Origin of the sequence: Microbispora sp. CA-102843 (genome assembly GCF_050936215.1) — a bacterium.
Classification (GTDB): domain Bacteria; phylum Actinomycetota; class Actinomycetes; order Streptosporangiales; family Streptosporangiaceae; genus Microbispora.
The window spans coordinates 6,965,583-6,981,872 of the sequence record NZ_JBNJNF010000001.1 but is presented as its reverse complement, the minus strand read 5'-3'; the positions used below and the strand labels follow the sequence as shown (position 1 = coordinate 6,981,872).

General features: G+C 71.5%; 17 protein-coding genes and 1 tRNA gene. 5 read left to right on the top strand and 13 right to left on the bottom strand.

Annotated features, from left to right (window positions below; all coding sequences use genetic code 11):
- Positions 1 to 109 precede the first annotated feature (109 nt).
- Both rpoD and ACQEVJ_RS32340 read left to right on the top strand, forming a co-directional pair.
- Positions 110 to 1,249, top strand: a complete 1,140-nt coding sequence (gene rpoD / locus ACQEVJ_RS32345; RefSeq protein WP_433113098.1) for an RNA polymerase sigma factor RpoD — start codon at positions 110 to 112, stop codon at positions 1,247 to 1,249.
- A gap of 204 nt (positions 1,250 to 1,453) precedes the next feature.
- On the top strand, positions 1,454 to 1,957 hold the full coding sequence (locus ACQEVJ_RS32340) for a hypothetical protein (protein WP_433107649.1): 504 nt from the start codon (positions 1,454 to 1,456) through the stop codon (positions 1,955 to 1,957).
- A 256-nt stretch (positions 1,958 to 2,213) separates the two neighbouring features.
- Here the strand turns inward: ACQEVJ_RS32340 and ACQEVJ_RS32335 are convergent, their stop codons facing one another.
- Complete coding sequence (locus ACQEVJ_RS32335) at positions 2,214 to 2,513, bottom strand: YtxH domain-containing protein (protein WP_433107647.1); 300 nt, start codon at positions 2,511 to 2,513, stop codon at positions 2,214 to 2,216.
- Between the two features lie 244 nt (positions 2,514 to 2,757).
- On the opposite strand from ACQEVJ_RS32335, the gene ACQEVJ_RS32330 reads away from it, so the two are divergent.
- The 3 genes from ACQEVJ_RS32330 to ACQEVJ_RS32320 all read left to right on the top strand — a co-directional run bounded on the left by ACQEVJ_RS32330 (position 2,758) and on the right by ACQEVJ_RS32320 (position 5,177).
- Positions 2,758 to 2,830 (top strand) — tRNA-Asn (locus ACQEVJ_RS32330).
- A 354-nt stretch (positions 2,831 to 3,184) separates the two neighbouring features.
- The gene (locus ACQEVJ_RS32325) at positions 3,185 to 4,339 is read left to right on the top strand and encodes a nitric oxide synthase oxygenase (protein ID WP_433107645.1); all 1,155 of its coding nucleotides are present in this window, start codon (positions 3,185 to 3,187) and stop codon (positions 4,337 to 4,339) included.
- A gap of 55 nt (positions 4,340 to 4,394) precedes the next feature.
- Positions 4,395 to 5,177, top strand: a complete 783-nt coding sequence (locus ACQEVJ_RS32320; protein ID WP_433107643.1) for an enoyl-CoA hydratase-related protein — start codon at positions 4,395 to 4,397, stop codon at positions 5,175 to 5,177.
- Between the two features lie 4 nt (positions 5,178 to 5,181).
- On the opposite strand, the gene galK is transcribed toward ACQEVJ_RS32320, so the two are convergent.
- From galK to ACQEVJ_RS32260, 12 genes are all read right to left on the bottom strand, one after another.
- Entirely contained in the window at positions 5,182 to 6,303 is a 1,122-nt protein-coding gene (gene galK / locus ACQEVJ_RS32315; RefSeq protein WP_433107641.1) for a galactokinase, read from the bottom strand.
- A 117-nt stretch (positions 6,304 to 6,420) separates the two neighbouring features.
- Entirely contained in the window at positions 6,421 to 8,082 is a 1,662-nt protein-coding gene (locus ACQEVJ_RS32310; RefSeq protein ID WP_433107639.1) for a catalase, read from the bottom strand.
- Between the two features lie 96 nt (positions 8,083 to 8,178).
- Positions 8,179 to 9,423: a hypothetical protein gene (locus ACQEVJ_RS32305; RefSeq protein WP_433107637.1), complete on the bottom strand. Its 1,245-nt coding sequence runs from the start codon at positions 9,421 to 9,423 to the stop codon at positions 8,179 to 8,181.
- Between the two features lie 77 nt (positions 9,424 to 9,500).
- Positions 9,501 to 9,923, bottom strand: coding sequence for a VOC family protein (locus tag ACQEVJ_RS32300; protein WP_433107635.1), 423 nt, complete (start codon positions 9,921 to 9,923; stop codon positions 9,501 to 9,503).
- The gene (locus ACQEVJ_RS32295; protein WP_433107633.1) at positions 9,920 to 10,834 is read right to left on the bottom strand and encodes a helix-turn-helix domain-containing protein; all 915 of its coding nucleotides are present in this window, start codon (positions 10,832 to 10,834) and stop codon (positions 9,920 to 9,922) included. Before ACQEVJ_RS32295 ends, ACQEVJ_RS32300 begins: the two co-directional genes overlap by 4 nt.
- Positions 10,835 to 11,020: 186 nt before the next feature.
- A complete protein-coding gene (locus ACQEVJ_RS32290; protein WP_433107631.1) occupies positions 11,021 to 11,323 on the bottom strand; it encodes an HPr family phosphocarrier protein in 303 nt (100 codons plus the stop codon).
- A gap of 17 nt (positions 11,324 to 11,340) precedes the next feature.
- Positions 11,341 to 12,381, bottom strand: a complete 1,041-nt coding sequence (locus ACQEVJ_RS32285; protein ID WP_433107629.1) for a zinc-dependent dehydrogenase — start codon at positions 12,379 to 12,381, stop codon at positions 11,341 to 11,343.
- The gene (locus ACQEVJ_RS32280; RefSeq protein WP_433107627.1) at positions 12,378 to 12,845 is read right to left on the bottom strand and encodes a PTS sugar transporter subunit IIA; all 468 of its coding nucleotides are present in this window, start codon (positions 12,843 to 12,845) and stop codon (positions 12,378 to 12,380) included. The genes ACQEVJ_RS32285 and ACQEVJ_RS32280 overlap by 4 nt, the downstream gene beginning before the upstream one ends.
- On the bottom strand, positions 12,838 to 13,146 hold the full coding sequence (locus ACQEVJ_RS32275; RefSeq protein ID WP_433107625.1) for a PTS lactose transporter subunit IIB: 309 nt from the start codon (positions 13,144 to 13,146) through the stop codon (positions 12,838 to 12,840). Before ACQEVJ_RS32275 ends, ACQEVJ_RS32280 begins: the two co-directional genes overlap by 8 nt.
- A gap of 5 nt (positions 13,147 to 13,151) precedes the next feature.
- Positions 13,152 to 14,342, bottom strand: a complete 1,191-nt coding sequence (gene mtlA / locus ACQEVJ_RS32270) for a mannitol-specific PTS transporter subunit IIC (RefSeq protein ID WP_433107623.1) — start codon at positions 14,340 to 14,342, stop codon at positions 13,152 to 13,154.
- A 56-nt stretch (positions 14,343 to 14,398) separates the two neighbouring features.
- Complete coding sequence (pfkB, locus tag ACQEVJ_RS32265) at positions 14,399 to 15,343, bottom strand: 1-phosphofructokinase (RefSeq protein WP_433107621.1); 945 nt, start codon at positions 15,341 to 15,343, stop codon at positions 14,399 to 14,401.
- Complete coding sequence (locus tag ACQEVJ_RS32260) at positions 15,340 to 16,101, bottom strand: DeoR/GlpR family DNA-binding transcription regulator (RefSeq protein ID WP_433107619.1); 762 nt, start codon at positions 16,099 to 16,101, stop codon at positions 15,340 to 15,342. The genes pfkB and ACQEVJ_RS32260 overlap by 4 nt, the downstream gene beginning before the upstream one ends.
- Between the last annotated feature and the right edge of the window lie 189 nt (positions 16,102 to 16,290).

Here is a 16,290-nt window from a genome sequence, read left to right as displayed (position 1 = left end):
TATGTTTTGATCTCGATTCGGTATTGACTTCCGCCTTACCTTGGGTGACAAAAATAGGCCTGCCATTTAGTGGTGCCTTTCCTGCACACTGTGTTGCGTGGGTGCATCGGTGCTGCCAAGCAGGCCGCCATCGGTAGACCAGGTGGCGGACCTCGTCGCTAAGGGAAGGGAACGCGGGAGCGTCACGGTTGACGACGTGGCCGCCGCGCTCGACCGATCCGAGTTGCCCGCCGACGCGCTGGAGCGCGTCGTGCGGATGCTCGCCGAGAACGGGGTTGAGGTCCTCGAGCCGCAAGGCGACGAGGAGCCCGGCAAGCCGGACGAGGAGGATGTCGGCAAACGTGCTCCGACCAGCGACCTGGTCAGGATCTACCTCCGGGAGATCGGCAGGGTTCCGCTGCTCACCGCCGAGGAGGAGGTGGAGCTGGCCAAGGCCATCGAGGCCGGTCTGTTCGCGGAGGACAAGCTCTGCGAGAGCCCCGCCGCCAGGTTCGCCAGGCCCGAGCTGGAAGACCTGGTCTGGGAGGGCGTCCGCGCCAAGCAGCGGCTCATCGAGGCCAACCTCAGGCTCGTGGTCTCCATCGCCAAGCGCTATGTGGGCCGCGGAATGCTGTTCCTGGATCTCATTCAGGAAGGCAATCTCGGTCTCATCCGCGCGGTCGAGAAATTCGACTACACCAAGGGATACAAGTTCTCGACCTATGCGACCTGGTGGATTCGTCAGGCGATCACCCGGGCGATCGCCGACCAGGCGAGAACGATCAGGATTCCCGTGCACATGGTCGAAACGATCAACAAATTGGTCCGCGTGCAGCGGCAGCTCCACCAGGATCTCGGCCGGGAGCCCGCCCCCGAGGAGATCGCCGCCGAGATGGACCTGCCCATCGACCGCGTGGTGGAGATCCAGCGCATCGCGCAGGAGCCGGTCTCGCTCCAGGCGCCCATCGGCGAGGAGGACTCCGACCTCGGCGACTTCATCGAGGACGCCGACGCGGTGGTGCCGATGGAGGCCGCGGCCTTCATCATGCTGCAGGACCAGCTCGACGACATCCTGGCCACGCTGTCGGAGCGCGAGCAGCGGATCATCCAGCTGCGGTTCGGTCTTTCCGACGGCCACCCCCGCACGCTGGAGGAGGTCGGCCGGGAGTTCGGCGTGACGCGTGAGCGCATCCGCCAGATCGAGTCCAAGACGCTGGCCAAGCTGCGCCACCCCACCCGGGCCCAGACGCTCCGGGACTACCTGGACTGACGGCGGCCGCCCGGGACTGCCGGACTGACGCCTCGACCGCGGACGAGCGCCTCCCGCCCTCTGGGGAGGCGCTCGTCGCGTTCCGCGGCCGCCCGGCCTCTTTGCGGAACGCGTGCCCCGCGCCCGGGGCCGTACGACGGGGGCGATCGGGCCGCCGGATAGCCTCGGGGGTGTTAACGGTCGTCGTACGCTGGCGGTGCTCCCTTGACTCCTCAGAAGCCCTCACTGTCCCGCCTGTTCGGCTCCCGGCTGCCCCGTGAGGTCCGTACGGCTCTCGCCCTGGAGAGCGGCGAGCGCCCGATCAGCCACGCGTGTACGCCTGAGGGCGGCCACATCGTCGCCACCACCCTGGCGCTGCACCTGCCGGACGGGCCGCGCCTGCCATGGCACCTCATGGACAAGGCCGTATGGGACGAGGAGGGCGTGACGGTCACGATGACGGACGGAGCCGTCCACCGGGCCCTCCTGCCCGAGCCGGGCAGCCTGCCGGAGACGATCCGCGAGCGGGTGACCTCGACGATCGTCGCGAGCCGCCATGTGACCATCAACGGCCGCGGGGGAGTGCGCCTGGTCGCCCGCCGCATTCCCGGCTACGACACCCCGCGCTGGGAGTTCATCTTCGACCCGGGGCTCGACGCCGACGACCCGGGTCTGCGCGCCCACGCCGAGCAGGCCCTCGAAGAGGTACGCCGCAGCCTCGGCGTCTGATCGATCCGGCGCGGCCCGAAGCGCCTGCGGCGATCCGGGCCCAGGCCGCCTCTCGATTCTCCGGCGCGCTCGCGCGGCGGCGTCGCGGACGGTCTTCCTAGCGCTCCGGAAAAGCGGCGAGCCCCCGGCGCATGCGGGGGCCCGCCGATGGTGCGTCACGCACCGTCCGGGCCGGCCCTCCGCGGGGAGGCGGAGTCGGACCGGGACCTGTGTGGAATCGGGCTGTGCGTGGGACGGACCCGGCCTCGGGAATGGTTCAGGGGATCTGGTCGGCGCCGGCCGGCCAGCCGGTGGCCGTGCCGACCCGGTCGGTCCTGTCGGCCTCCCAGGTCTCCGTCTTCCTCAGGAACGGCACCTTGTCGCCCGCGAGGTCCTTGGCCTTGCCCGCCACCTTCGACGCCTGGGCGCCGACCAGCCCCGCCGCCTCCTGCACCGTGGGGCTGTCCGCGAACCGCTGCGCGAAACGCTTGATCTGCTCGTAGCGCTCACGCCCGGCCCGCGTGCCGAGGATGTAGCCGACGGCCAGCCCGGTGGCGAACATCGCCTTGTATCGCATCTTCCACCTCCGCGCTCGTGTTCCCCGCCCCCCTACCCCGAGGGCTTGTCTCTATCCAACAGCAGCCGTTCCGGCCCCGCCCGGGCGGGCTCCCGGGGCCGTCCGGGCGCTCTTTGCCGTACGCCGATCAAGACCCGACGACTCACGGACGGAATGGATGTGACAGACACCCCCCGGAGTGCGCTAATCTAGTTCCGCGCCGCAAGGAAAGCCGAAAGGCCGGAACGAGCGGAGCAGAGCACGATCCCGTGTAGCTCAATCGGCAGAGCAGCCGGCTGTTAACCGGCAGGTTATAGGTTCGAGTCCTATCGCGGGAGCATTTCACCCCGGGGCGGTGGTCACAGACCACCGCCCCGGGGTTTTTGCGGGCTGCGGTGCGGGTCGCCGCAGCAGCGGTCGCATCTATCAAGACGGACCAATTCCCTGCCACGTTCGGTCACGTAGGGGATTCCGTGGTCCAACTGCGGGTGCACTGGTCGAGTGGCGCGGGTGGGGGAGGCTTCGGATACGCCGGTGTGCGGATTTGGCGGACAAATCCGGGGACGTCGGGGAAAGATGTGATCGCCGTGGCCGTACCGGTCGCGGCTGCCGCGGACCACGGACGGCGCAGTGGGGTGAGGGCCACTGCGGGAAGGGTGTCGCCGCCGGCCCGGAACCGGTGCGGGGCGCCCGTGAGCGCGAAGTGTGTGGCGGTCGTGCTGACTTGGCGAAAATCGAAGAAGACCCCTGCGCCCGTACGGGAGCGCGGGGAGGAGATCGACAGGCGGGAGGCGGAGAACTTCATCCGGCTCCACCACGCGGAGAACCCGGTGGCGGGCCCGGTGGAGATCCGGCTCCGGGAGGTCCTCGCGGAGATCGACCAGACGGGGACGTACACGCACACCACGGGCGAGCTGACCTTCGGCGCGCGGGTGGCGTGGCGCAACAGCAGCAGGTGCATCGGGCGCCTCTACTGGCGGTCCATGCAGGTCCGTGACCGGCGGCACGTGGACACCGCCGACGGCGTGGCCGAGGAGTGCGTCGAGCACCTCAGGGCGGCCACCGGTAGGGGCAGGATCCGCCCCACCATCACCGTGTTCGCCCCCGACCGGCCGGGGGAGCCGGCGCCGCGGATCCACAACGACCAGCTCATCCGGTACGCCGGGTACGTACGCGAGGACGGCTCGGTCCTCGGCGACCCGGCGAACGCCTCGATCACCGAGCGGGCCCTGCGCATGGGCTGGAGGAGGGAGGGCACGAGGTTCGACGTCCTGCCGCTGATCGTGGAGGCCAAGGGCGCCCTGGTCCTGCGGGAGGTGCCGGGCGAGGTGGTCCTGGAGGTGCCCCTCCGGCACCCGGCCTTCCCGTGGTTCGCCGGCCTCGGGCTCAGGTGGCACGCCGTTCCGGCGATCTCGAACATGTCGCTGGAGATCGGCGGCGTCACCTACCCGTGCGCGCCGTTCAACGGCTGGTACATGGGCACCGAGATCGGCGCGCGCAACCTCGCCGACCGGGATCGCTACGACCAGCTCCCGGTCATCGCGGAGCGGCTCGGGCTCGACACCTCCCACGAGCGGACGCTCTGGCGCGACCAGGCGCTGGTGGAGCTCAACGTCGCCGTGCTGCACTCCTTCGCGGAGGACGCCGTCACGATCACCGACCACCACACCGAGGCACGGCGGTTCCTGACCCACCTGGAGCGGGAGGAGCACAGCGGGCGCGTCTGCCCCGCCGACTGGTCCTGGATCGTGCCGCCCCTGTCCGGCGCCGCTACACCGGTCTTCCACCGCTACTACGACGACGTACGGCTCACGCCGGCCTACGTCCACCGCCCTCCCCTGGTGTAGAACCGTGTAGAACATAGTTCGGGTTAGGGCCCGTGGTTGGGTTGAGGAGGGTGCGATGGTGGTGCTGTCCGAGGACGACGGCGGCGTGCGGATCCTGACGTTGAACCGGCCGGAACGGCTGAACGCCTGGACCGCCGAGATGGGACGGCGCTACTTCGACCTGCTGGAGGAGGCCGACCGCGACCCGTCCGTACGGGCGATCGTGGTGACCGGCGCGGGGAAGGGCTTCTGCGCCGGGGCCGACTTCGCGGACCTGACGGCCATCCGATCCGGCGACTACGCCCGCGACAACACAAACGAGCGGGACGAGCGGCCGACCACCTTCCCCACCACCCTGCGGACGCCGGTCGTCGCCGCGGTCAACGGCGCGTGCGCCGGTCTGGGGGTGGTCCACGCGCTCGTGTGCGACGTGGTCGTCACCGCCGACGACGCCAAGTGGACGACCGCGTTCTCCCGGCGCGGGCTCATCGCCGAGTGGGGCCTGGGCTGGATCCTGCCGCGGCTGGCGGGGCAGGCGCGGGCGATGGACCTGCTGCTGTCCGGCCGGGTCTTCACCGGCGCGGAGGCGTGCGCCATGGGCCTCGCCGTACGCGCCGTGCCGGGGGAGCGGCTGCTCGCCGAGGCCGTCGCGTACGCGAAGGAGCTGGCCACCCAGTGCTCGCCCACCTCGATGGCCGTGATCAAGCGGCAGATCTGGGGCGGCTGGCAGGCGGGGCTCGACGAGGCCAGGGAGGAGGCCATACGGCTGATGATGGAGTCGTTCCGGCGGCCGGACTTCGCCGAGGGAGTGGCGAGCTTCCTCGAACGCCGGCCGCCGGACTTCCCACCTCTTGGGTGATACCTCAGCGGACGCGGTGGGCGCCGGCCGCAGGGGTGGCCGGCAGGAACGTCGGCGCGGCCCAGCCGCGCTCGGCGTAGGCCCGCTCCACGGTGGAGCGGACCCGGTCCACCCGGTCGTCGGCGACGAGCGCGATGGCCGAGCCGCCGAAGCCGCCGCCGGTCATCCGCGCCCCGCGGGCGCCGCCCCGCACCGCGGCCTCGACCGCCACGTCCAGTTCCGGGCAGGAGACCTGGTACTGATCCCGGAGAGACAGGTGCGAGGCGTTCAGCAGAGCGCCGATCTCCTGTACGGCTCCCGCCCGCAGCAGCCCGATGACGGCCTCCACCCGGTGGTTCTCGGTGACGACGTGCTGGGTGCGGGCCCGCTCGTCGCCGCTGAGCCTCGACAGGGCCGCGGCGAGGTCGGTGACGTCCCGCAGCGACGCGACGCCGAGGTGCTTGGCCGCGTTCTCGCAGTCCTGGCGCCGCTTGGCGTACTGCCCGTCGGCCAGTTCGTGGTGCACGCCGGTGTTGATGATGAGGATCTGCAGGCCGTACGCCGACAGGTCGAACGGAACGGAGCGGCTGGCCAGCGAGCGGCAGTCGAGGAACAGCGCGTGCCCCTCCTTGCTCAGCGCCGAGGCCGCCTGGTCCATGATCCCGCACGGCATGCCGACGAACTCGTTCTCGGCCTTCTGGCACAGCCTGGCCAGCTCCATCGGCTCCAGGCCCAGGCCGTACAGGTCGCTCAGGGCGAGCCCGACGGACACCTCCAGCGCCGCGCTGGAGGACAGCCCGGCGCCCTTGGGCACGTCGCCGTCGATCACGATGTCCGCGCCGCGCACCGGCAGCCCGGCGCCGCGCAGGGTCGAGACGACTCCGGCGGGGTAGCGGGCCCAGCCCTCGGCCCGTTCGACGTCCTCCAGGACCTGCTCCTCGCCGGGGGCCTGGAGGGAGGAGATCCGGACCGTGAGGTCCTCGCGGGGGCTGACGGCGGCGGTGACGCCCCACGGCACCGCGAACGGCAGCACGAAGCCGTCGTTGTAGTCGGTGTGCTCACCGATCAGGTTGACCCTGCCGGGCGCGTGCCAGACCCCGGCGGGCTCGCCGCCGTACGCCTGCCGGAAAGCATCAACAACGCTCATAGTCGCACACTCCTCAACATCGCAGCCTCCCCGGTAGGGTAGCGGCCCCGGGGGGTGCGGACGTGCCAGGGCCCGGCTCCGAAGTCCCGGGCCGGGCCCTGATCCGTCAGGCGGATCTCACATCGCGGACACCGTGGCCCGCTCGTCGGGGACGCAGTGCGTCATCTTCAGGCCCGAGACGTCGCGCGGGCCGTTCTTGCCGAGGTTGGACAGGCGCTCCCTGTCCTCGTCGGTCAGGTCCTGGCTCGCCAGCGGCTCCAGGTGCTTGACGTCGTCCGGCGTGATGCCGAGCCCCTCGCCGACGCGCAGCCCGAGGTCGTCCTCGACCAGCAGGAAGTGCCAGACCATGCGCTCCTGGATCGGCCGGTCGCACTGCGACAGCATGGTGACGAAGTTCTCCACCAGGTCGTCGCGCTCCCACTGCTCCATGAGCATGTAGCGCTGGCCCGCCTGCTTGTAGTCGTTGGTCCGCGGAATGCGCTTGCGGGTGAGCCTGCCGACGATCTCCGGGCCCTGCTCGTCGTGCGTCGCGAACTGCCCCTCGCGCAGCCCGCCGGTGATCGAGGGCTCGTAGTTGACGTGCGGATTCTCGCCCCCCTGGTCCTGCTGGTAGGTCATGAGGCCGTCGCGCTGGTTGGTCCGCACGTCGGCGTTCTTGGCCTGGTTGACCGGCAGTTGCAGGTAGTTCGGCCCGACGCGGTAGCGCTGGGTGTCGCTGTAGGAGAACGTGCGGCCCACCAGCATCTTGTCGTCGGAGAAGTCCAGCCCGTCGACGAGGACGCCGGTGCCGAAGGAGATCTGCTCGTTCTCGGCGAAGACGTTGTCCAGGGTCCGGTTCAGGACCATCCGGCCGACCGGCTTGGCCGGGAAGATCTCCTCCGGCCAGACCTTGGTGTCGTCCAGCGGGTCGAAGTCCAGCTCGGGGTGCTCGTCGTCGCTCATCATCTGGACGAGCAGCTCCCACTCCGGGTGGTCGCCGCGCTCGATGGCGTCGTGCAGGTCCTTCGTGGCGTGGCCCAGCTCGTGGGCCTGGATGCGTGCGGCGTCCTCGGCCGTCATGCTCCTGACCCCCTGCTTGGGCATCCAGTGGTACTTCACCAGCACGGTCTCGCCCTGCGCGTTGACCCACTTGTAGGTGTTCACCCCGAAGCCCTGCATGTGCCGGTAGTCCGCCGGGATGCCGCGCGGGCTGAACAGGTTTACGATCATGTGCATCGTCTCGGGGCTCTGCGACATGAAGTCGAAGATCCGGTTCGGCTCCTGCCGGAAGGTGACCGGGTCCGGCTTGAGCGCGTGGATCACGTCGGGGAACTTGATGGCGTCGCGGATGAAGAACACCGCGAGGTCGTTTCCGACGAGGTCCCAGTTGCCGTCCTCGGTGTAGAACTTCACGGCGAACCCGCGTGGGTCGCGGGCGCACTCGGACGAGTCGCGCCCACCGATCACCGTCGAGAACCGCACCGCCACGTCGGTGCGCTTGCCGGCTTCCTGGAACAGCTTCGCCCTCGTGAACCGGGCGATCGGCTCGTCGCCCCACATGCCGTACGCCTCGAAGAAGCCGTACGACGTCGTGCCGCGCGCGTGCACCACCCGTTCCGGGATGCGCTCCCGGTCGAAGTGACTCATCTTCTCCAGGAACTGGTAGTTCTCGAGAGTGGCCGGGCCGCGCGCGCCGACCGTCCGCTGGTTCTGGTTGTCGTAGACCGGGTGCCCTTGACGGTTGGTCAGCACCGGACGCTCGTCCCCGGGCTCCGGCCCCTTGCTCGACACGTCCGTCATGGGAGGGCTCCTCTCGCTATTTGATCTCATTTGAGCTATTTGTCCTCTTCAATACCTCCCTTTCCGCTTTTTGCCGAGGTATTCGTCTCGGCGCCCTCAGGAGAGGAGATCCTGGAACGCCCGGAGCACGCGGGGGAGTGATCGCAGGGCGCCGTGCATGTGGTCCACCGCCCCGACGTCCACCAGGCGTACCTCGGCCCCGCTCGCCAGCAGGTCGTCGCGGCACAGCCGGGCGTTGGCGATCGCCACGTCGCGGTCGCCCCGGGAGGCGTACAGCCTGACGGGAACCCGGGGCCGCCAGCCGGTGCAGGTCGTGTCGTTGGCGCGCAGCGCTTCGAGGAACGCGCCCGAGGGCTGCCTGACCTGGGCCGTGAACTCGTCGGTCAGCAGCTCGGCCGGGCTCGCCGGGAGCGCGGCGGCGATCTGCTCCTCGGTGTGCCGCCCGTCGAAGAGCCCCTCCACCGTCGTGTCGTACGGCGCGCGGAACGCCTGGCCGGGCGTGTCGTACAGGTGGTGGAGGCGGTTCATCGAGGTCATCCAGTACGCGAGGTAGAACGTCGCGATGTGCGGCTCGATGTCTCCGGACAGGATGGCGGGCAGTTCGGCCCGCTCCACGGCGTACGGCCCGCTGATCGGGGCGAGCGCGGCGAGCCGGAGGCCGGACACGGCGCCCTGCTGGAGTGCGCGGCCCAGCGCCATCGCGGCCTGCCCGCCCTGGGAGAAGCCGGTGACCATCACCCGGCCGTCGAGGGTCCGGCCGTGCCGGGCGGCGAGATCGCGGGCGGCGCGCAGCAGGTCGGCCGAGGCCGTCACCTCCGACGCGGCGTCCATGTACGGGTGCCGGCCCGGCCCGAGGCCGAGACCGATGTAGTCGGGCGCCACTCCCGCGAAGCCGGCGGCGGCGAACATGACCGGCACCAGCCGGCCGTCGCCGTCCGCGGAGACGGAGGGCGCATAGCGCTTTGTGGGGAGCGTCCCGTGCTCGTAGACCGCGAACGACAGGCGCCCGTCCCGGGAGCGGGGCAGGGTCACCACGCCGCTGGCGGTCGTGGGCTTCCCGTCGGTGCGGGTGGTCCGGTAGACGACCCGGTAGACGTCGACGCCGAGCGGGTGCTCCGGCGCGGGGAAGCCGGCGGCGCGCAGGGTGGCGGAGACCTGGGCGGGCGACAGCCGGTCGAGACGGGTCGCCGACACGATCGCGCCCCGCGGGGCCTCGGCGGTGGCGGCGGGCCGGGTGATCGCGGCGGAGGCGGTGGCGGTGGCGGGAACGGAGAGCACGGAGAGCACCAGGGCGGCGCAGGCCGCGGCGGCGAGCAGCCGCTTGGGGAGGGGGTTTGCCATGGCTGTAACGGTAGGTTTCGGCGGTGATCACGGCCCATCCCGCGCACCGCCGAAACCATGGTGGGGAATCCCCTACCTCACCCCGTAGTGGAGGCCTTGCGGGGCTCGCCTCGGTAGGTGCCGAACGACCAGAGGTTGTCCTCCGGGTCGCGGACGGCGAACTCGCGGGAGCCGTAGTCGGTGTCGTACGGCTCCTGGACGACCCGCGCCCCCGCGGCGGTCGCCCGGGCGAACAACGCGTCCGGATCGTCGGTCACCGCGTACGCGCCGAACGAGCCGGGCGTGAGGTTCCATTTGTCGTCCGGCGTGTCCCGGACGCTGCCCATCATGATCCCGCCGCCGTGCGGCCAGGAGAGCTGGGCGTGGTCGACGCGGTCGCCCTCGCCGTACACGGCGGTCTCCTCGAAGCCGAACGCCTCGACGAGGAAGGCGATCAGGGTGCGTGCGTCCCTGGCCCGCAGCGTGGGCCATACCTGAGGTGCTGGTGTGGTGTCGTTCATGCCATCGAGTCTGGCGAGCCGTCCCCCGCCCCGGCTTGGACGTTTCGGAACAGCTCGCTTCCGTGGCGGCCCTCCTCGGCCAGCCACCGGCTGGGCGAGCACCCGGCGAAGGCGCCGAACTCGCGGGCGAGGTGCGCCTGGTCGTAGAACCCGCACTCGGCCGCCGCGTCGGCCAGCGTGAGCCGCCGTCCGGACGCGACGGCGCCCTGGAGCAGGCGGCGGACCCGGTCGAACCGCACGACCCGCGCCGCCTCCTTGGGGGACAGGCCGATCTCCTCGCGGAACCGGCCGTTGAGGTGCCTGGCGCTCCAGCCCGCGTCGCGGGCGAGACCGGACACGGTGACCTGCCCGCCCGCGGCCAGCATCCGCCGCCAGGCCCGCGCCACCTCGGCCGGGTGCGCCCGCGTGGGACGGGCGTGCCGGGACAGGACCGCGTCGACGACCGCGAAGCGCTCGTCCCAGCCGTGCGCCTCCAGCAGGCGCTCGCGCAGCTCGCCCGCCAGCCGGCCGAGCACCTCGGCGCCGTCCAGGTCGAGCCCGGACAGCTCCCCGGCGGGCAGCCCGAGCAGGGCCCGCGCGCCGAGCGGCGTCAGCGCGAGCTGCACGCCCGACTGCCGCCCGTCGTGCCTGATCAGCGCGGGAGTGGTGTGCAGCCCGCCGACCAGCGTGTCGTACGACCCGGGCGGGGTGCGCGGATCGGGGTGCGCCGAGACGACGAGCGGGTCGTCGAGCGTGACGATCACCGTCAGGTAGGGCGACGGCAGGCCGCGGTGCGTGGCCGGCGGGACTCCGGCCTCGCGATAGCCGCTGTACCACGCGACCAGCGGACGCAGCGCGGGAGCGGGCCGCCGATGCAGGAAGCGGGCCTCGTCACGCTCGTCCGCGTCCGCCGTCCCTCGTGTCGCCGCCATCGGCTGCTCCTCCTTCCCCGCGTATCCAGTCTCCACGAAGGAGAGCGCGGCGGCCATCGTCGCGAGCGACGACGGCCGCCGGGGTGCGGCGAGGCCGGACTGAGCGTGCAGGTGCGCCGGCCGGGTGGCTCGGGTGTGCTCAGCCGTGAATCAGGCGAATCAAGTGAATCGGTCGAATAAGGCGGGTCAGGCGGCTCCGGCGTCCGCGGCCCCCTCGGCCCCTTCGGCGTCGAGGTCGCGGGACAGCAGGTCCGCGAGGGCGGCGAGTGCCTCCTCCGCCCCCGGGCCGTCGGCCTCCAGGGTGACCTCGGTGCCGTGCCCGACCCCGAGGGTCAGCACGCCCAGCATGCTGTTTGCGGGGACGGCCTTCCCGCCGCCCACACGGATGCGCACGGGCGCCGCCTGCCGCGCCGCCGCCTCGACGAAGATCTTGGCGGGGCGGGCGTGCAGGCCGGAGCGCGAGGCGACCGCCACTGTCCTTTCCGGCATCGCGTTCCTCTCAGATTTCAGGGCTCGATGGTGACCTTGATGGCGGCGCCGCGGGCGACGACGTCGATGGCGTCCATGACCTCGTCCAGGCCGAGGCGATGGGTGATCAGGTCGGCGACCGGCACCGCTCCGTCGGCGATGAGCCGCAGGGCGCGGGCGTTGTGCGCGGGGCTCGACCCGTTGGCGCCGACGATGGTCAGCTCCCGGTAGTGCACCAGGTTGGAGTCGCAGGCGATGATCGGGTCGTCCTTCGGCAGTCCGCCGAAGAAGCTGATCCGGCCCTGCCGCGCGGCCATCTGCAACGCCTGCTGCTGGGCCGCGCCGGAGGCCGCCGCCGTGATCACCACGTCGGCGCCCCGGCCTCCGGTCAGCTTGAGCACCTCGTCCACGACGTCGGTCTCGCCCGAGCAGATCGCCGCGTCCGGCCGTACGAGGTCGGCGGCCATCGTGAGGCGCTCGGCGTTCAGGTCGGCGAGGAACACCCGGGCCGCGCCGCGCGAGCGGGCCAGCCGCACGTGCAGGCAGCCGATCGGGCCCGAGCCGACGACGACCACGTCGTCGCCCTCGCCGACGCGGGCCAGCTCCTGCCCGTTGAGCACGCAGGCGAGCGGCTCGGCGAGGGACGCCTCGGCGAACCCCACCCCGTCGGGGATGCGGTTGAGCCCGTCCACGGTGAGCACCTTGGCCGGCACGACCATGTACTGCGCGAAGCCCCCGTCGTAGTGGTAGCCCATCGACTCCTGGTTGGGGCAGACCGTGAGGTGACCCCGGCGGCACTCCTCGCACTCGCCGCACGGGATCGCGGCGATCACCTGCACCCGGTCGCCCGGGCTCCAGCCGCTGACGCCCTCGCCGAGCTCCACGACCTCCCCGGCGATCTCGTGGCCCATCACCCGGGGCGGCCTGATGTGGTGGTGCCCGAACCGGTAGATCTTCACGTCCGTGCCGCACGTCGAGCAGTTGCGTACGCGGATCTTGACCTCGCCGGGGCGGGCGACGGGCTCTGGCACCTCCTCCAGCCGGATGTCCCCGGGAGCGTGGAAACGGGCGACTTTCACTCGGAGTCTTCCTCTCCGTCCGGTTGCAGCAGGTGGATGACCTCGTCGACCTCGGTGGCCGCGCGCAGGGCCGCGGCGCGGTCCGGGTCGAGCAGGATCTGGGCGAGTTCCGACAGCAGCCGCAGGTGGCCGTCCCCGCGGGCCGCGATGCCGACGCACACCGTCACCCGCTCGCCGTGCCAGTCGACGCCCTCGGGGAAGCGCAGCACGCAGATGGCGTCGTGGCTGACCGCCTCCTTCGAGGTCAGCGTGCCGTGGGGGATGGCGACGCCCTCGCCGACGTACGTGGAGATCGACCGCTCGCGTTCGAGCATGGCCTCGGTGTAGCTCCCGTCCACCGCGCCGACCTCCTGGAGGACCGCTCCGCACTGCCGGATGGCGTCCTCGACGTCCGCGGCGGTCGCGGCCGTCCGTACGGCGCGGGGATCGAGGGGGAGCGGGGCCGTGCCGGCCCGGTCAGCCATCGATCGTGCCTCCGTTCTTGATGGCGGCGACGACCCGCGCCACGGCCGGGTCGCCGATGAAGACCTGGAACGGCACGAGCACGACGCCGGGGGCGCTCGCCCTGGCCCGCTCGGCCAGCCCGGTGTGGCACACGATCACGTCGGCGTCCCCGGGGATCGAGTTGACCGGGGTGTGCTCAACGCTGACCGCGGTGCCCTTGAGCTGCTTGCGCAGCGTGCTCGCCAGCATGACGCTGCTGCCCATGCCCGCGTCGCAGGCCACGATGAGCTTGCGGACGTCCTTGCCCTCGATGCTGGACACGGTTTCTACGCCTCCTTGGTGGCGGGCACGCTCTCGGCCGCCGTCTCGCCGGTTGTGTCGCGGTTCTCGTCGTTGGTGTCGTTGGTGTCGCCGACGCCGGCGGTGTCGTTCGTGCCGGCGTCCTGCGCCGGATCGTCCGCCTGGTCGCCGTTGGCGCGGCCGAAGCCCAGCAGAGCGGCGGCGACGGCGAAGGAGACGGCCGTCGCGATCAGGATTCCGGCGATCACGCCGAACCAGCCGCCCTTCGGGGTCACCGCCATGTAGGCGAAGATGCTGCCCGGCGACGGCGTCGCGACCAGGCCCGCCCCGGTGACGAGGAAGGTGAGCACGCCCGAGGCGCCGCCGGCGATGACCGCGAGGATCAGGCGCGGCTTCATCAGCACGTACGGGAAGTAGATCTCGTGGATGCCGCCGAGGAAGTGGATGATCATGGCGGCGGGGGTGCTGGGACGCAGGGACCTCGGGCCGAACAGCAGGTAGGCGATCAGCAGGCCGAGGCCGGGGCCGGGGTTGGACTCCAGCATGAACAGGATCGACTTGCCGTGCTTGACCGACTCGGCGACGCCCAGCGGCCCGAGCACGCCGTGGTTGATCGCGTTGTTGAGGAACAGCACCTTGGCCGGCTCGATGATGACCGACGCGATCGGCAGCAGCGAGTGGCTGACGAGCCACTCCACGCCGCTGCCGGCGACCTCGGTGACCTTCTCCACCACCGGGCCGATGGCGAGGGCGCCGGCGATCGCCATGACCGCGCCGACGATGCCCGCGGTGAAGTTGTCGACCAGCATCTCGAAGCCGGCTCTGGTCCGCTCGGAGGTGAACTGGTCGACGTACTTGAGGATCAGCGCGGCCAGCGGACCGATGATCATCGCGCCGAGGAACATCGGGACGTCCGCCCCGACGACCACGCCCATCGTGGCGACGGCGCCGACGACCGCGCCGCGCTGGGCGTGGACCATCCGGCCGCCGGTGTAGCCGATGAGCACGGGAAGCAGGGTGCTGATGATCGGGCCGACCAACTCGGCGAGTGTCTTGTTCGGCACCCACCCGGTCGGGATGAACAGGGCCGTGATCAGGCCCCAGGCGATGAACGCGCCGATGTTGGGCATGATCATACCGGCGAGATGGCCGCCGAAACGCTGGATCGTGGCCCGCACACCGGTGCCGTGGACGGTGGGGGTATAAGGCGTGGCCATTGACGTGCTCCTTCCGGGGCTACCGGCCTGGCGGGCCGGTTGGTGGGGGGTGGCGCTCATCCCCCGGGCATGAGCGGCCGAGCCGGGTCGGGGGGACCGATCCGGACGTGTGTGCGATCGATGTCGGCCGGGCCGGGCATCCGGCTGCCGGGCAGCCCCACGGCCGCGCCGGCCCAGGCCAGGCCCTCGGCGAGGGCCGTGCCGCCGCGGGCCCCCGCGGCGAGGAAGCCCGCCAGCAGGGCGTCGCCCGCGCCCACGCTGCTGCGCGGCTCCTCGACCGCGCATTCGCCGTACCAGACCTGTTCGTCGTCCTCGACCAGCAGCGCGCCGTCCGCCCCGAGGCTGGTCAGGACCGACCGCGCGCCCATGGCGCGCAGCTTGCCGACCGCGTCGAGCACGTCGCCGACACGGGCGATCGACGTGCCGGTGGCCTCGGCGAGCTCGTCGCGGTTCGGCTTGACCAGCGCGGGGCCGGCGTTCACGGCGGACACCAGCGCGGGGCCGCTCGTGTCGACCGCGAGGTTGATGCCGGCGCCGGCGAACCGGCGGCACAGCCCGGCGTAGACGTCCACAGGAACGCTGGGCGGGAGGCTGCCCGAGGCGACCACCCAGTCGGCCGACCGGGCGGCGTCGAGCACGGCGCCCGCCAGCGTGTCCAGCTCGGCGGGGGTCAGCGCGGTGCCCGGCTCGTTCACCTTGGTGACGGTGCCGTCCGGCTCGGCGATCGCGACGTTGGACCTGGTGGGACCCTCGACCGGCACGGGGATCATGTCGATGCCCTCCGCCGACAGCAGGTCGAGGAGCCTGCGCCCCTCGCTGCCGCCGTACGGGATGACCGCGCACGACCGGACGTCGTTGGCCAGCAGGGCCCGCGACACGTTGACGCCCTTGCCGCCGGGGTCGAGGTGGGTGGCGGCCGCCCGGATGACGGCCCCGCGGGTGAGCGCGCCGACCTCGATCGTGCGGTCGAGGCTGGGATTGAGGGTCAGCGTGAGGATCATGCGCGGACGACCTCGGGTCCTGCGGCGGCCAGCGCGGCGGCGTGGTCGGGGTCGAGCCCGGTGTCGGTGATGACGACGTCGATCTCGCCGAGCGTCGCGAAGCGCGCCAGGTAGGTGCCGGAGAACTTCGTGTGGTCGGCCAGCAGGACGGCGCGGTCGGCGCAGGCGATCATCGCCCGCTTGATCGCCGCCTCGGCCGGGTCGGGGGTCGTCAGGCCCTTGGCCACCGAGCAGCCGTTGGTGGCCATGAAGGCCACGTCCACGTTGAGCTGCGACAACTGCTGGACGGCCCAGTCCTCCACGGTCGCCAGCGTCCGGCCGCGCACCCGGCCGCCCAGCATGAGCACGGTCAGGTTGGGGCGGGTCGCCAGCGTCGTGGCCAGTGGAGGCGAGTTCACGACGACGGTGAGCTCGCGGTCCGGCGGCAGCGCCTGCACGAGCCGGCTGGTCGTGGAGCCCGCGTCGATGACCACGGCGCCGTCCTGCGGGAGTTCCGCCAGGGCCGCCTTGGCGATGCGCTCCTTCTCGGCCGTCAACACCTCGTCCCTGGCGGCCAGGGCGGGCTCGAATCCCAGGCGCTCGACCGGGATCGCGCCGCCGTGCACGCGTCGCAGGACGCCCGCGCGCTCCAGGGCGGTCAGGTCGCGGCGGATCGTCTCCGTCGTGACGCCGAACCGCTCGGCCAGCGTCACCACGTCGACCCGGCCGGCGTCGCGGGCCGCCCGGAGGATCTCCTGCTGCCGCTCCTCGGCGTACATCGTGTTGGTTCACCGCCGTTTCGATGTTGTTTCGTATGTGTTTATACCCGGCTGTGTTGGATGGTCAAGAGTGGTGCACATCACGAAACGGGCAAGCTGCACGTAGTTCCTGGGTGTCCGCATTCCCGGCGGCCTGGCGCCCCGGCTCCCGTGTCACGTCTCGAATCCCCGGCACGTCTCTATAGGGGA

Bases quoted from the DNA above. Each gene is read 5' to 3' on its own strand.
- mtlA (WP_433107623.1), bottom strand. From the start codon at position 14,342: ATGGCCACGCCTTATACCCCCACCGTCCACGGCACCGGTGTGCGGGCC.
- ACQEVJ_RS32290 (WP_433107631.1), bottom strand. From the start codon at position 11,323: ATGCCGGAAAGGACAGTGGCGGTCGCCTCGCGCTCCGGCCTGCACGCC.
- ACQEVJ_RS32260 (WP_433107619.1), bottom strand. From the start codon at position 16,101: ATGTACGCCGAGGAGCGGCAGCAGGAGATCCTCCGGGCGGCCCGCGAC.
- ACQEVJ_RS32300 (WP_433107635.1), bottom strand. From the start codon at position 9,923: ATGAACGACACCACACCAGCACCTCAGGTATGGCCCACGCTGCGGGCC.
- ACQEVJ_RS32335 (WP_433107647.1), bottom strand. From the start codon at position 2,513: ATGCGATACAAGGCGATGTTCGCCACCGGGCTGGCCGTCGGCTACATC.
- ACQEVJ_RS32280 (WP_433107627.1), bottom strand. From the start codon at position 12,845: ATGGCTGACCGGGCCGGCACGGCCCCGCTCCCCCTCGATCCCCGCGCC.
- galK (WP_433107641.1), bottom strand. From the start codon at position 6,303: ATGAGCGTTGTTGATGCTTTCCGGCAGGCGTACGGCGGCGAGCCCGCC.
- ACQEVJ_RS32305 (WP_433107637.1), bottom strand. From the start codon at position 9,423: ATGGCAAACCCCCTCCCCAAGCGGCTGCTCGCCGCCGCGGCCTGCGCC.
- ACQEVJ_RS32310 (WP_433107639.1), bottom strand. From the start codon at position 8,082: ATGACGGACGTGTCGAGCAAGGGGCCGGAGCCCGGGGACGAGCGTCCG.
- ACQEVJ_RS32295 (WP_433107633.1), bottom strand. From the start codon at position 10,834: ATGGCGGCGACACGAGGGACGGCGGACGCGGACGAGCGTGACGAGGCC.
- pfkB (WP_433107621.1), bottom strand. From the start codon at position 15,343: ATGATCCTCACGCTGACCCTCAATCCCAGCCTCGACCGCACGATCGAG.
- ACQEVJ_RS32320 (WP_433107643.1), top strand. From the start codon at position 4,395: ATGGTGGTGCTGTCCGAGGACGACGGCGGCGTGCGGATCCTGACGTTG.